Source organism: Paraburkholderia sp. SIMBA_027 (assembly GCF_046535315.1).
GTDB classification, from domain to species: domain Bacteria; phylum Pseudomonadota; class Gammaproteobacteria; order Burkholderiales; family Burkholderiaceae; genus Paraburkholderia; species Paraburkholderia tropica.
In genome coordinates this window covers 33,029-45,984 of the sequence record NZ_JAWRWY010000011.1, presented here as the reverse complement: position 1 = coordinate 45,984, position 12,956 = coordinate 33,029, and the positions used below count along the sequence as shown (strand labels likewise).

11 protein-coding genes are annotated in these 12,956 nt (G+C 66.2%); 2 read left to right on the top strand and 9 right to left on the bottom strand.

The annotated features are described in order from the left end of the window. Positions 1-12: 12 nt before the first annotated feature. The 5 genes from SB764_RS21215 to SB764_RS21195 all read right to left on the bottom strand — a co-directional run bounded on the left by SB764_RS21215 (position 13) and on the right by SB764_RS21195 (position 6,702). A complete protein-coding gene (locus tag SB764_RS21215) occupies positions 13-1,182 on the bottom strand; it encodes a linear amide C-N hydrolase (RefSeq protein WP_080180341.1) in 1,170 nt (389 codons plus the stop codon). Positions 1,183-1,379: 197 nt separating this feature from the next. Continuing rightward, positions 1,380-2,009, bottom strand: coding sequence for a DUF2894 domain-containing protein (locus tag SB764_RS21210; protein WP_410864768.1), 630 nt, complete (start codon positions 2,007-2,009; stop codon positions 1,380-1,382). Continuing rightward, positions 2,002-2,655, bottom strand: coding sequence for an OmpA family protein (locus SB764_RS21205; protein ID WP_183040511.1), 654 nt, complete (start codon positions 2,653-2,655; stop codon positions 2,002-2,004). The genes SB764_RS21210 and SB764_RS21205 overlap by 8 nt, the downstream gene beginning before the upstream one ends. Next, positions 2,652-5,810: a DUF802 domain-containing protein gene (locus SB764_RS21200; protein WP_410864766.1), complete on the bottom strand. Its 3,159-nt coding sequence runs from the start codon at positions 5,808-5,810 to the stop codon at positions 2,652-2,654. Before SB764_RS21200 ends, SB764_RS21205 begins: the two co-directional genes overlap by 4 nt. 10 nt (positions 5,811-5,820) lie before the next feature. After that, positions 5,821-6,702, bottom strand: coding sequence for a DUF3348 domain-containing protein (locus SB764_RS21195; protein ID WP_065057892.1), 882 nt, complete (start codon positions 6,700-6,702; stop codon positions 5,821-5,823). A gap of 268 nt (positions 6,703-6,970) precedes the next feature. Between SB764_RS21195 and SB764_RS21190 the strand changes: the two genes are divergently transcribed. Both SB764_RS21190 and SB764_RS21185 read left to right on the top strand, forming a co-directional pair. Beyond that, positions 6,971-7,207, top strand: coding sequence for a type II toxin-antitoxin system Phd/YefM family antitoxin (locus SB764_RS21190; protein WP_065057893.1), 237 nt, complete (start codon positions 6,971-6,973; stop codon positions 7,205-7,207). After that, positions 7,207-7,584, top strand: coding sequence for a type II toxin-antitoxin system VapC family toxin (locus SB764_RS21185; protein ID WP_321891125.1), 378 nt, complete (start codon positions 7,207-7,209; stop codon positions 7,582-7,584). Before SB764_RS21190 ends, SB764_RS21185 begins: the two co-directional genes overlap by 1 nt. 60 nt (positions 7,585-7,644) lie before the next feature. Here SB764_RS21185 and SB764_RS21180 read toward each other — a convergent pair whose 3' ends face one another. The 4 genes from SB764_RS21180 to SB764_RS21165 form a co-directional block, all read right to left on the bottom strand. Continuing rightward, positions 7,645-8,496: a carbohydrate ABC transporter permease gene (locus SB764_RS21180; RefSeq protein WP_065057895.1), complete on the bottom strand. Its 852-nt coding sequence runs from the start codon at positions 8,494-8,496 to the stop codon at positions 7,645-7,647. Between the two features lie 24 nt (positions 8,497-8,520). Continuing rightward, positions 8,521-9,495 (bottom strand): carbohydrate ABC transporter permease, encoded by a 975-nt coding sequence (locus SB764_RS21175; protein ID WP_410864763.1) that lies wholly within the window; start codon positions 9,493-9,495, stop codon positions 8,521-8,523. Positions 9,496-9,588: 93 nt separating this feature from the next. Continuing rightward, positions 9,589-10,842 (bottom strand): ABC transporter substrate-binding protein, encoded by a 1,254-nt coding sequence (locus tag SB764_RS21170; protein WP_110326434.1) that lies wholly within the window; start codon positions 10,840-10,842, stop codon positions 9,589-9,591. Between the two features lie 82 nt (positions 10,843-10,924). Further along, positions 10,925-12,922 carry a beta-galactosidase gene (locus tag SB764_RS21165; RefSeq protein ID WP_410864761.1) on the bottom strand — a complete coding sequence of 666 codons (1,998 nt, stop codon included), beginning with the start codon at positions 12,920-12,922 and terminating at the stop codon, positions 10,925-10,927. Positions 12,923-12,956 lie beyond the last annotated feature (34 nt).

The following is a 12,956-nucleotide window of genomic DNA, read 5'->3' as shown; positions in this document are numbered from 1 at the left end:
GATCGAGTCGAATCAGGGCGGCGGCGCCGGCATGAACGTGAATGAAGGCGTAGCGACGAATTTGTCGGCGGTCTCGCCCGAGAACATCTGGCCCGAATCGATCGTCAGTTTCAGGACCGGCGCGCCGGGCTTGAGATCGAGTTTGCGCAGCGAGACCCAGAACGTGTCGGGGCGCGTGGCCGAATCGAAGTAATAGACGAGATCGGTCTGATCGGCCACCGTGCGCCAGATCGTCGAGGAAAGATTGGGCGTCTCGGGCGTGCGGATGCCGAGCGGCACGCTCACCGAACGCATCACGCTCATCACGCTCGCCACCTGCTGAAACGCGCCGTTCTGCTGCGGCACGCCCGCCATGTAATTCGGATCGGGGCTCTTGGGAATCGCGTCGAGCAGGAACGAGGCGCGCACGAAACGGTCGGCGGCGCGGTTCGTGCCGGGCAGGAAGCTCAGGCCGCCGACGCTCTTCCAGTAAGTGTCGAGCGCGAGCTGTTCGCTGTAGATCGGCGAGTTCGTCATGATCTTGTAGGGTTTGCCGTGATGAATTACGAGCTTGCCGTCGAGATATTCGAGGATCGCCGAGTCGCCGCTTGCGTCGGAGAGCGAGAGGTGGATCGAAACCGGTTTGCCGCCGGGCAGCGGCGGCGCGATGATCTGGAACGGCTCCTTGCCGAGCGCGTCGACGGCCTCGCTCACGGTGGCGTAGCGGTCGAGCACGTATTGCGCCCACAGGCTGATCGCCATCGGCGGGCGGCCCGAGTCCGGCTTGCCGTAATCTGTCTCCGCGAGGTACAGCGCGTTGGCCACGAGGCCGCGCTCGTTCATGCCGTCCACGCTGCCGATGTCGTAACCCGAGACGACCACGCTACCGTATTTCGAGCGCCAGCGCGGCGATTTCGGGCCCGCTTCGCCGGTGCGTTCGATGCCCGCCGGGAACACCCAGAGATTCGAGCGCATGTCTTCGGACCAGTCCATCGTGCGCCCCGTGATGACGAGGCCGCTGTCACCGACGTAGAGCGCGCGCGTGCAGGCTTCGGCGAGCGGCGAGAGCGCGAAGGCCGTGCAGGCGAGCGCGGCGGCGGCAGCGAGCGCGGCGACGGGGCTCAGGGCGCGGCGTGTGAGGCGGGATTCAGCGGAAAGCGGCGACGCAGACGAGGCGGGAGTGCTCGGCGTGAAACGGGACATGGTGGCGCGCTCCAGAAGCGTGACGTACCCGGGACGGAAACTGGGAGAACGCCTGGATCATGCCACGGGAACGCGATGCCACGCGTCGTGCGTGGCCGGACACTTGGGAGCGGGGGGAATGCACAGAAAGGCGCAGAAATGCGCGGATAGCGTGTTCGCCGACGAAGCGGGCCGTGCGTCGCCCGCCCGCTTCGCTTTTACTTCGCGCGGCTGCGCGTGGTTTTCTTCGCGGCGCTCGCGCGCGGCGCTTCCTTCGCTAGCGGCGCGTTGCCGCCGTTGAGATCCTCGATCCACGACAGCGCGTCGGCATACGCGAGGAACTGGCGCAGATAGCCCGGCGAGAGTTCGCGCATCAGCAGCAGCGCGCGGTGCACGAGGCTGCTCGAATTCAGCGGGCCGGCGTTTTTCGGCACCTGATCGAGCGACTGCTGAACCTGCTGGTCGGCGCTGAGTTTCGACCAGACGTCGCGGAAGTAGTCGAGCAGATCGGCGGGCGGTCCGTTGCGGGCGTCGCGCGAGGCGTCCGCCGCGAGCGTCGCGAATGCGCGCTGCGGATCGTCTTTGGCGGGCGCCTCATCCTCAGCGCACGCGGCATGCGTCGCTGCCGCTTGCTCGATTCTGGCCGCGTAATCGGCGATCAGCGTATCGATGCGCGTGTCGAGCACGTGACGCGCCGCGCCGTCATGCGCGCTCGCGCGTTGCTCCAGCGCGTCGATCAGCGCATAGCGCACGGTGTCGAGCCGATCCGCGCCTTGCTCGCGCCACGCATCGAGCGTCGCGCGCGCGGACACCGAGGTTGATGCCGCAACCGGCGTATCGTCATTCATGAGCATTCGCCGCGGGCGCAGCCGAGGCCGGACGCGGCACGGCCGCGATTTCCACACGACGGTTCTTCGCGCGGCCGCTTTCGTCGGCGTTCGAACTGACGGGCTGCTCGGAACCGAACGCCGCCGCGAACACCGAACGCGCAGGCACGCCCGCGTCGATGAACGCGCGCGTCACCGTCAAGGCGCGCTCGGCGGACAGCTCCCAGTTGTCCGCGAAACGGCGATTGCCCGCGTGCACCTGCTGGTCGTCGGCGAAACCGCTGACCATCAGGATCTGGTCGCGGTCGTGCAGATACGCGGCGAGCGGCCCCGCGAGACTCTTGAGCAACTCGCGGCCCTCGGGCTGCAATTGATCGGAGTTCAGCGCGAACAGCACATTGCCGCTGATGCCGATGCGCCCGTTCACGAGCGTCACGCGTCCGGCCGCGAGCGGCCCGGCGAGCGCCTGTTCGAGCGTCTTGCGGCGCTGCGTTTCGATCTGCCGCTGCTTGACCTCGCTCGCGAGCTTCGACGACGCTTCGAGCTGCATGCCGATCACGCCGACGAGGATCAGCACGAACGCGCCCAGCAGCGCCGCCATCAGGTCGCCGAATGCGGCCCAGACCGGCGCGGTCGGCTCCGCGCCGCCGTCGATCTCGTCGTTCATGCGGCTTCAGCTCCCGCCTGAATGCTCAGGCGTTGCAGGTTCTCGACGATCTGCTTCTGCGACAGCAGGCTCAGATCGATCACTTCCTTCGCCTGCGCGACGTAGTAGGCGAGCTGGTCGTCGCTGCGCGCGAGCGACTTGTCGAGCGCGGTTTCAATACGCTGCAACTGCGTCATCAGCTTGTCGTTCGACTCGCCGAAGTGCTGCACGGCCTGGCCGAATGCATCGCCGAGGCTCGCCATTTCGACGGCGCTGCCCGTCACCTGGGCGGCCGCGCCTTCGAGCGTCTGCGCGCCGGTCTCGACCTGCTGATCGAAGCGCGCGCCCACGCGTTCCATGAGACCCGACGAGGTCTGCACGAGCGCGTCGATCGCCGTGCGCTGCTCGGTGCTCGCGTGATTCACGGCGTCGAGCAGCGTGGTGACGGTGGCGAGCAGACGGCCGCGCTCTTCGAGCATCGCGGTGTCCTGAACCATGCTCTCGGAGAGCTTCTGGCGCAGTTCGGCGACGACTTCGGCGGCCACGCGCGGCGCTTCCGAGGCGGCTTCGACGAGGCGCGAGATTTCGGCGATGGTGCCGTTGGCGTGCGCTTCGGTTTGCGTGGCGATATCGGTCGCGGTTTGCGCGAGCGCGTCGCAGATTGCCTGCTGGCGTTCCGTGGCGTGCGTGCTGGCGCGCTCCCAGGCGGCGGCGTTCGCATCGACGAGGCGCGCGATTTCGGCGAGTGTGCCGCTTGCGTGCGATTCGGTTTGCGTGGCGATATCGTTTGCCGTTTTAGCAAGCGCATCGCAAATGAATTGCTGACGTTCAGCCGCTTGCGTGCTCGCGGCTTGCCATGCGTTTGCATTCGCTTCGGCAGCGCGCGCGATTTCGGCAATCGTGCCGCTTGCGTGCGATTCGGTTTGCGTGGCGATATCGTTTGCCGTTTTAGCAAGCGCATCGCAAATGAATTGCTGACGTTCAGCCGCTTGCATGCTCGCGGCTTGCCATGCGTTTGCATTCGCTTCGGCAGCGCGCGCGATTTCCGCAATCGTGCCGCTTGCGTGCGATTCGGTTTGCGTGGCGATATCGTTGGCGGTTTTCGCGAGCGCGTCGCAAATAAATTGCTGACGTTCAGCCGCTTGCGTGCTCGCAGCTTGCCATGCATTCGCATTCGCTTCGGCAGCGCGTGCGATCTCCGCAATCGTGCCGCTTGCGTGCGATTCGGTTTGCGTGGCGATATCGTTTGCCGTTTTAGCAAGCGCATCGCAAATGAATTGCTGACGTTCAGCCGCTTGCGTGCTCGCGGCTTGCCATGCGTTTGCATTCGCTTCGGCAGCACGCGCGATTTCCGCAATCGTGCCGCTCGCATGCGATTCGGTTTGCGTGGCGATATCGTTGGCGGTTTTCGCGAGCGCATCGCAAATGAATTGCTGACGCTCAGCCGCTTGCGTGCTTGCCGTTTGCCACGCTTGCGACGCGGCCTGCGCCGTACGCGTGATTTCGGCGATCGTGCTGTTCGTATGCGCTTCGGCGTGCGCGGCGATATCGCCCGCGGTCTTCGCGAGCGCGTCGTACACGGCTTGCTGTTTTTCCGCCGCCTGCGTGCTCGCGGCCTGCCACGCAGCGGAAGCCGACTCGGCCGCGCGCGCGATTTCGGCGATCGCGCCGCTCGCGTGCGTGCCCGTTTGCGCGGCGATCGCATTCGCGGTCTGTTCGAGCGTCGAGCAGATCGCCTGCTGATGCTGCGTCGCCTGCGCGCTGGCCGTTTGCCATTCGTCGCGCAGCGTCGCGCCCATCGCGCCGAGCGTGTCGGTCCACGCCGCGAGACGCGTTTCGTCGTGCGCGACCAGTTGCGTTTGCAGGTCGGCGTGCGCTTCGTTGACCGCGCGCAGCAACGCCGACGCGTGCTGCTCGAAGGTCGCCGCCGCCTGCGTGAGCGCCTGCTGGTTGTCGCCCGCGAGCTTTTCGCCCGCACGCTCCTGACGCGCAAGCGCATCGTGCCACGCCTGCGAGACTTCGGCGTTCGCGCTGGCGTGGCGCGTCGTCACGTCTTGCAGCAGGCTCGCGGAACGCGCTTCGAAGCTCGCGTTGAAGCGTTCGAGCGCGTCGTGCAGATCGCGCGCGAGCGCTTCGCCCGAGCGGCGTTGTTCGGCGAGCGCGTCGGTCCAGATGCCGGCGACGCGCGCGGTGTTGGCTTCGAAGCCCGCCGTGAGCCCGTCGAGCTGGCGCTCGACCGCCTGCGTGAGCGTGCCGTGCAGCGCGGCGCTTTCGCGCGCGAGGCCGGCCATCGTCGCTTCGACGACCGGCGCGAACGCCTGGCCCGCGGCGCGCGCGCTTTCCGCCGCGCTCGACTTGAGCGCTTCGCCAACCGAGGCCGCGAGACGCGTGTAAGTGGCTTCGGCGCTGCCGAGGAACGCCTGCTGGCTAGCGAGCTGACGCTCGCCTTGTGCGGCGCCCTGGCGTTCGATGGCCTGCATCATCGATTCGAGACGCTCGACGAGCGCGGGCATCGCTTCGGCCTGGCGCTGCATCAGCGCGAAGTTGGCTTCGCGCTGATGCGCGTGCGAGAACGGGCGCAGCGCGGTCGCGACCTGCGCGTCGAGGCGCTGGGCGGCTTCGATGCGCTCGCGGCGGCACAGCGCGGAAAGCAGGCCGAGCATGGCCGAGCTGGCCACGCCCGCGATCGAGGTGCCAAATGCGAAGCCGAGGCCGCGGATCGGCGCGGACAGCGCGGCGCGGATGGCGTCGAGATCGGTGGCGCCGTCGAGCGCCGCGCCGGTGCCGCGCAGCGTGTTCACCATGCCGAGCAGCGTGCCGAGCATGCCGAGCAGCACCAGCATGCCGACCAGATAGGGCGTGAGCGACGGGCCCGGCAGCGCGGCGCGCTCGCCTTCGACGCGTGCGCGCACGGCGCTGCGCAGACTCGGATGCAGCGTGTCGAGCCAGCCGCCGAGGGTGGCCGGCGGTTTCGCGAGGCCGCTGACGGCCTGAGCGAGCGTCGCCGTGGCCTTGCGGTAGCGATGCAGTTCGAGCGCGCCGCCCACGTAGAAGGCGCCGATCAGCACGGTGACGGCGAGCGCGGGCGTGTTCGTGCCGGCGTAGCCGGCGGCGATCCAGCACACGGCGACGAGACCGGCGAAGAACACAACGAGATCGATTCGAAGTCTGGACATAGTGCTTGGGCTAGCGGGCGCGAAGGGCGGCGATGAGCCCTTCGACCGGTTGAAACCGAACATCCAGTTCGGCGAGCAATACGCTCTGCATATCCTTGCGGAACGTGTCGAGCCAGGCCTGCGGGCCGGGCGCGCCACGGTCGGCGGGCGATTGGGCGGCGGCGCCTGCCGGGGTGTCGGCGGCTGGCGTGGCTGCGGGTGCTGCGGTTGGCGCTTGGGTCGGTGCTTCCGCCTGCTTTGTGGCGTCGGCTTGCGCCTCTAACTCAGCCTGCGCCGCTTTCGCGGCCTTGCGCAGACGCTCGAAATGCGCGCCCAGCAGGCCCGGCACCGTACCGAGCAGGCTGCGTTCACGCGCAGCGAGCGAGCGCTCCATGGCGGCGTCGAGCGTCGCGAGCTTCGCCATCGGCGCCGATTGCACGGCGAGGCGGCTGCGCAGACGCGTGCGCAGGTCGCCGATGTCGCTCTCCATCTTCTGCTGCAGCGCGAGGTAGCACTGGCGATAGAGCGCGAAATCGGCGTCCATCTCGGGCGTTTCCGGCACTTGTGCGCGCGCCTGCGCGAGCGCCGCGCCGCGCAGCGCGCGTTTGGCGGGCGCGAGCAGGGCGTCGCAGGCAATCGCCTTCGAGAGCGCGGAACGCAGTTCGAGACCGCGTTGCGCCTCGTCGGCGCCATTCGTGCGCGCGCCCGCTGCCGCCGCCATGCTCGCGGCAGGCGCGGACAGCACCGTCGAGAGCGCGATCGCGTCGGTCCAGCCGAGCCATTGGCTCAGCCGGTCCGCGAGCGGCTGCTCCGACGCGAGCACCTCGGTTTCACCGAAGCGCGCCAGAATGCGAACGAGGGCCGGACCGCTTAGCGACGTGCGCTTAGCCGGACCTTGCGGGGGAGGGACCATACCACAACAGGCAAAAAAGGCAGCAGTTTACACGGCGGCGCACCGGGCTTCGCGGTTTTGCGCGTGGGCGCGCGGCGAGCATCTCGCCGGTGCGCGCTAAGCTGCTGTTTTTGTAGGCTTTCGGCGCTGTCAAGTCCGTAAAGTCCGGAGCGCGGTTAGGGAGTGCGGTAAATGGGGGCCGGTAAGGTTACCCATTCGGCCAGGTTGTTCGGCGGCCAGGAGTGGACTAAGATGGACTAACTTCCACGGATTTCAGACGAGCGCCGCCATGTCCACGGTCAACATTCACGAAGCGAAAACGCATTTCTCGCGGCTCGTCGATGCCGCCGCGAACGGCGAGGAGATCGTGATTGCCAAGGCCGGCAAGCCCGCCGCGCGGCTCGTGCCCATCGAGCCGCTGAAGGCCAGACGCCGGTTCGGCGGCATGAAGGGCGAGATCCGGATTGCGGACGACTTCGACGCCCCGCTGCCCGACCACGTCATCGCCGATTTCGAGGGCCGCTAATGCGTTTGCTGCTCGATACGCATGTCTATCTGTGGGCGCTGATGGACGACCGGAAGCTGAGCAAGGCGGCGCGCAAGCTGATCCTCGACGCCGATGAGGTCTACGTCAGCAGCGCGAGCATCTGGGAAGCGTCGATTAAATCCAGCCTCGGAAAGCTCGACGTGGATATCGAACAGCTCGTCGAGCAGATCGAGGCAAGCGGTTTCCGGGAGTTGCCGGTGCGCGCGCTGCATGCGGCCCGCGTGCGCAGCCTGCCCGACATTCATCGCGATCCATTCGACCGCATGCTGGTTGCGCAGGCGCTGACCGAACCGCTGCGGCTCATGACCGCCGACGCGCATCTGTCGAAATACACCGAACTGGTGTTGTCCGTTTAGGTACGACCAGGCGGCGCTGTGTACGCGCGCCGCCCGCTCCCCTCCACACTCACCCCGCATTCACCCCTTCGTCGCCCCGAACGTCAGCCCCGCGACGAAGTGCTTCTGCATCGCGAAGAACATCGCCACCGAAGGCAGCGCCGCGAGGATCGAGCCCGCCGACACCAGATTCCACGCCGTCGTCCATTGACCCTTGAGCGCGGCCACGCCCACGGTGATCGGCGCGGCGTCGTCGCCTTGCGTGAGACACAGCGCCCAGAAGTAGTCGTTCCACACGAACGTGAACACCAGAATGCCGAGCGCCGCGAGCGCCGGGCGGATCAGCGGCAGGATGATGCGGAAGAACACGGTCCATTCGTTCGCGCCTTCGATGCGCGCCGCTTCCACCAGTTCGAACGGCAACTGCTTGATGAAATTGCGCAGGAACAGCGCGCAAAAGCCGGTCTGAAACGACAGGTGAAACAGAATCAGGCCGCCCACGCTGTTATAGAGGCCGAGCTTGAGCGTGAGGTCGCGCACCGGAATCATCAGCACCTGGATTGGCACGAAATTGCCCGCGACGAAGGTCGCGAACAACGCTGAATTGCCCGGAAAGCGATAGATCGCGAGCGCGAAACCGGCCATCGCCGCGAGCGCGATCGCGCAGACCACCGAAGGCACGGTGATCAGCACGCTGTTCCAGAAGTAATGGAGCATCGGCGAGGCGGTGAGCGCTTCGCGATAGTTGTCGAACATCGCGAAGTGGCGCGGCCAGCCCCAGTAATTGCCTTCGTTGAGTTCGTCGGTGGAGCGCACGGACGTCATCAGCACGGCGAGCATCGGCAGCAGCCAGATCACGAGCGCGATCGGCAGCGAGAGCTTGTAGAGCCGGCGCGGCGCGGGCTTCCATTTGTCGACGGGAATCGGAAACATGAGCGTGTCCTCGGTTTGGCTCGATCAGTGCTCGTTCTTCAGCAGACGGCGCAGGTGATAGACGATGTAGAGCAGCATGATCGCGAACAGCACGACGGCGATCGCGGCGGAATAGCCGAGCCGGTAATACTTGATGGCCTGGTCGTACATGTAGTACGCGAGCACCGTGGAGCTTTCGAACGGGCCGCCGCCCGTCATCACGGAGATCAGGTCGAAGCTGCGCAGCGCGCCGATGATCGTCACCACCACGGCCATGAAGGTCGTCGGCCGCAGTTGCGGCAGGATCACGTGCCACAGCAGCGACCAGCCCTTCGCGCCTTCCATGCGCGCGGCTTCGATCTGCTCGCTGTTGAGCGTCGTGAGGCCGGTGAGGTAGAGGATCATGCAGTACGCCGTCTGCGGCCAGAGCGCCGCGAAGATGATGCCGGGCGTGGCGTAGTGCGGGTCGCCCAGCACCGGAATGCCGTGGCCGAGCAGCAGCGCGAGCAGGCCGAAGGTGGGATCGTAGAACCACGAATACACGAGCCCGACCACCACGCCCGAGAGCACGAAGGGCGCGAAGAACAGCGACTTGACGATGCGGATGCCCGGCACCGCCTGGTTCAGATAGAGCGCAATGGCGAGCCCCATCGGCGGCGCGAGCAGAAAGAGCGCGAGCCAGATGACGTTGTTTTTCAGCGCGGTGTAGAAGGTGGGCGCGTGAAAGAGTTCGATGTAATTGGCGAGGCCGACGAAACTCGCGTCGCTCATGCCGTCCCAGTTGTAGAACGAGAGGCGGATGGTCGAGAGAATCGGCCAGACCACGTAGATCGCGACCATGATGCAGGCGGGCGCGAGAAAGAGGCAGGCGGCGCGGCGCTGGCGGCGCGCGGTGGGCGAGATGCGCCGGTTCGGGCGGCCGGCGGCCGGCGCGTTCGAGTGGCCGTTGCCGGAACCCGACGCACCCGAAGGGCCGGACGCGTTGGGCGTGTCGTGCGAGGCACGGATCGTTGAAGTCACGGGGCGAACCACCACAAACCTCCAGTGCGAATCATGAGGCGGCGCGCGGCATACAGCCATCGCGTGGGCAACGCGCGCGCCGCCGCCATCGGCTTACTTCTTGTAGATACGCTTGCGCGCGTCTTCGAGCTGCGCGAGGATCGAATCGATCTTCGTCGGATCGGCCATGAATTGCTGCATGCCCTTCATGCCTTCGTCGGCCATTTCCTTGGTCATGTCGCGATCGTAGAACTGCGCGATGCCGCCCTTCGTGTTCGCGAGAATCTGGAAGCCGATCTTCGAGATCGCGTCTTCCGGTTCCGGCGACTTGCTGTTGGCCGACAGCGAGCCCAGACCCTTCGCGAGCTGCGCGCCCACTTCAGGCGTTTCGGCGAAGGCGAGGAACGCGTGCGCGTCGGCCTTGTTCTTCGCTTTCGCCGGAATATGCAGCGATTCGACCGGACCGTCTTCGGCCGTCGGCACATTCGAGTCGATGATCGGGAACTGGAAGTAGCCCATCTGCTGCTTCACCGTGGGGCTGAAACCGCCCGTGATGAAGGTACCCATCAGCATCATCGCGGCCTTGCCCTGGAACAGGAACGGCTGCGCGGCGTCGAGGTCGTAGGACAGCGAGTTGTCGATGAAATAGCCCGCGTCGAGCAGCTGCTTCCACGTCGTGTAGACCTTCTTCACGCGCGGGTCGGTGTACGGCACTTCGCCCGCCATGAGCTGCTGGTGGAACTTGTTGCCGTTCAGGCGCAGATCGAGATAATCGAACCAGCCCGCGAGCGTCCACGCGTCGCGTCCGCCCACGGCGATCGGCGTGATGCCGGCGGCCTTGAGCTTCTTGCAGTCGTCGAGAAACTCGTTCCAGGTTTTCGGCTCGTTCGCGATGCCGACCTTCTGGAACAGGTCCTTACGATAGAACATGCCCCACGAATAATAGACCGTGGGCGCGGCGTACTGCTTGCCGTTGTACGTGGACGATTCCTTCGTCGACGCATACATCGTGTCCCAGCCGTTCTTCTGCCAGTCGCCGCTCAGGTCTTCGAACAGGCCGCGCTTCGCGTAGAACGCCATGCGCTCGCCGTTGTGCCAGTTCACGATGTCGGGCGGCGCGGTCGTGAGCCAGTTCGGCAACTGCACCTTGTACGCTTCCTCATCGACGAACGACACCTTCACGTCCGTGCCGGGGTGCGTCTTCTTGAACTCGTCGATCACCTGGGTCCATACGGCGCGCTGGCTCGCGCCCTTGAACGCGATATTCACTTCGAGCGTGCCGGCTTGTGCCGGGGTCGCGAGCGCGCCCGTGAACGCGGCGGTCGCGAGCGCGACGGCGACGAGCAGGGTGCGGGGTTGCATGGTCATGGCCTGTCTCCTTGGTTTTACGTCGTTGTCAGTGCTGCCGTTTGTGTCGAAAAGTGTCGAAGAATGCTGAATGCCCTGCGTTTTATGCCGCTGACGAGCGATACGCCGAGACGCCCTGCGGCTCGATCGCACGCGTGCCGATCACGAAATCGCTATCGGCGATCGTGGCGTCGATCGTGTGCGTGCCGGGGCCGTAGTTGAAGACCCACGTGAGGCCGCCGCGACGGCTCACGCGCACGGCGTCGCCGAGCGGTGCGGGTTCGAGTCCCGCCTCGGTGGCGATGCGCGCGAACAGCGCCTGGGTGGCGTCGTCGTCGAACAGACTCGCGAGATAGTGCACCGCGCCGTGCTTCACGTAAGCGGGATGGCCGTCGCCGAAACGCGCGCGGACTTCGCTCGCGCCGTCTTGCTGCGCATCGCTCGATTCGCTCAATTCGATCAGATCGCGCCAGTGACGCGCGTGACCCGTCTGCGCGCCGAATTCAACCGGCTCGGTCACGTTGGGACGCAGCGATTCCACGCGCCACACGCGCACCGGCAGGAGCGACGCGAGCGGACCCGGCGGCAGATTCGCGGGAATCTGCAGATCGACGGTCTTCGAACCGGTGCGCGGACCGACGATTACCTGCGCGCCCGACTGCGCGAGACGCTGCGCGAAGTCGTCGGGCAGCACGGGCAGCGGCGGCACGACCACGAGCTTGTAGCCGTCGAGCGGCGCATGCGCGGACACGATGTCGACGTCGAAACCAAGCGAGCGCAGCGCCGAGTAATACTCCACGGCAAAGCGCGGATAGTGAAAATCCGCGCCTTGCGGATGCACTTCGAACAGCCACTTGGCCTCGTAATCGAACACCAGCGCGACGGGCGTTTTTACCTGCGCGTTCGCATCGGCTTGCGCGTCGGCGAGCACGGTGCGGATTTCCTCGGCCACGCGCGCGGCTTCGCTGCCGCCGATATCGAGCCGGTTGTCGGGCGTGTTCAGCCCGGCATGCATCTGCTCCTGCGCGAACGGCGCCTGACGCCAGCGGAAATACGACACGCAGCCCGCGCCGTGCGCGAACGCTTCCCAGCTCCACAGGCGCACCATGCCTGGCAGCGGTGCGGGATTCCACTGCGCCCAGTTGACGGGGCCGGGCTGCTGCTCCATCACCCAGAACGGCAGCTTCGACATGCCGCGATACACATCGTGATTGAACGACGCGAAGTCGGGATGGCCCGTGCGCAGATAACGCGCCTTCACGTCCGGCGCATACCACTGCTCCTCGAGCGCGCCGAGCGGATAGCTGTCCCACGATGCCACGTCGAGATCGGCGGCCACCTTGTAGTGATCGAACTCCGTGAACAGCTGCATGAAGTTGTGCGCGATGGGACGGCCCGGCGAATGCGCGCGGATGATGTCCACCTGCATGCGGTTGTAGCGCTGCACCTCGTCGGACGCAAAGCGGCGATAGTCGAGCCGATGCGAAGGATGCGCTTCCGTGACGGTGCCGATGGGCGCGTCGATCTCGTCGAAACTGCGGTACTCCATGCTCCAGAACACCGCGCCCCACGCCGTATTGAGCGCGCCGATGCTGCCGTAGCGCGCCTTGAGCCACTCGCGAAAACGCTTCACGGCGGCCGGCGAATAGCTGACGACGGTGTTGTGGCAGCCATATTCGTTATCGGTCTGCCAGTAAGCGACGGCGGAATGCTGGCCGTAGCGCTGCGCGACCGCTTCGCAGATGCGCTTCGACGCCTCGTAATACTCGGGCGACGAAAAATCATAGTGACGACGCGAGCCGAACGCGCGCACGCGGCCGTCCGCGCCCACGGGCAGAATCTCCGGATGGCGGTCGATCAGCCACTTCGGCGGCGTGGCCGTGGGCGTGCACATGACCACTTTCAGGCCCGCGTTGCCGAGCGTGTCGACGGTGCGGTCGAGCCAGCCCCAGTCATATTCGCCGGGCGACGGTTCCATGCGGCTCCATGCGAATTCGGCGATGCGCACCTGCTCGATGCCGAGCGCCTTCATGCGCGCGGCGTCGTCCTTCCACATCGCTTCCTGCCAGTGCTCGGGGTAGTAGCAAACTCCAAGACGCATTGCGGTGTCCTCTTTTCGTTGGGTTCGTGCGCGC

Bases quoted from the DNA above. Each gene is read 5' to 3' on its own strand.
- SB764_RS21215 (WP_080180341.1), bottom strand. From the start codon at position 1,182: ATGTCCCGTTTCACGCCGAGCACTCCCGCCTCGTCTGCGTCGCCGCTT.
- SB764_RS21210 (WP_410864768.1), bottom strand. From the start codon at position 2,009: ATGAATGACGATACGCCGGTTGCGGCATCAACCTCGGTGTCCGCGCGC.
- SB764_RS21205 (WP_183040511.1), bottom strand. From the start codon at position 2,655: ATGAACGACGAGATCGACGGCGGCGCGGAGCCGACCGCGCCGGTCTGG.
- SB764_RS21200 (WP_410864766.1), bottom strand. From the start codon at position 5,810: ATGTCCAGACTTCGAATCGATCTCGTTGTGTTCTTCGCCGGTCTCGTC.
- SB764_RS21195 (WP_065057892.1), bottom strand. From the start codon at position 6,702: ATGGTCCCTCCCCCGCAAGGTCCGGCTAAGCGCACGTCGCTAAGCGGT.
- SB764_RS21190 (WP_065057893.1), top strand. From the start codon at position 6,971: ATGTCCACGGTCAACATTCACGAAGCGAAAACGCATTTCTCGCGGCTC.
- SB764_RS21185 (WP_321891125.1), top strand. From the start codon at position 7,207: ATGCGTTTGCTGCTCGATACGCATGTCTATCTGTGGGCGCTGATGGAC.
- SB764_RS21180 (WP_065057895.1), bottom strand. From the start codon at position 8,496: ATGTTTCCGATTCCCGTCGACAAATGGAAGCCCGCGCCGCGCCGGCTC.
- SB764_RS21170 (WP_110326434.1), bottom strand. From the start codon at position 10,842: ATGACCATGCAACCCCGCACCCTGCTCGTCGCCGTCGCGCTCGCGACC.
- SB764_RS21165 (WP_410864761.1), bottom strand. From the start codon at position 12,922: ATGCGTCTTGGAGTTTGCTACTACCCCGAGCACTGGCAGGAAGCGATG.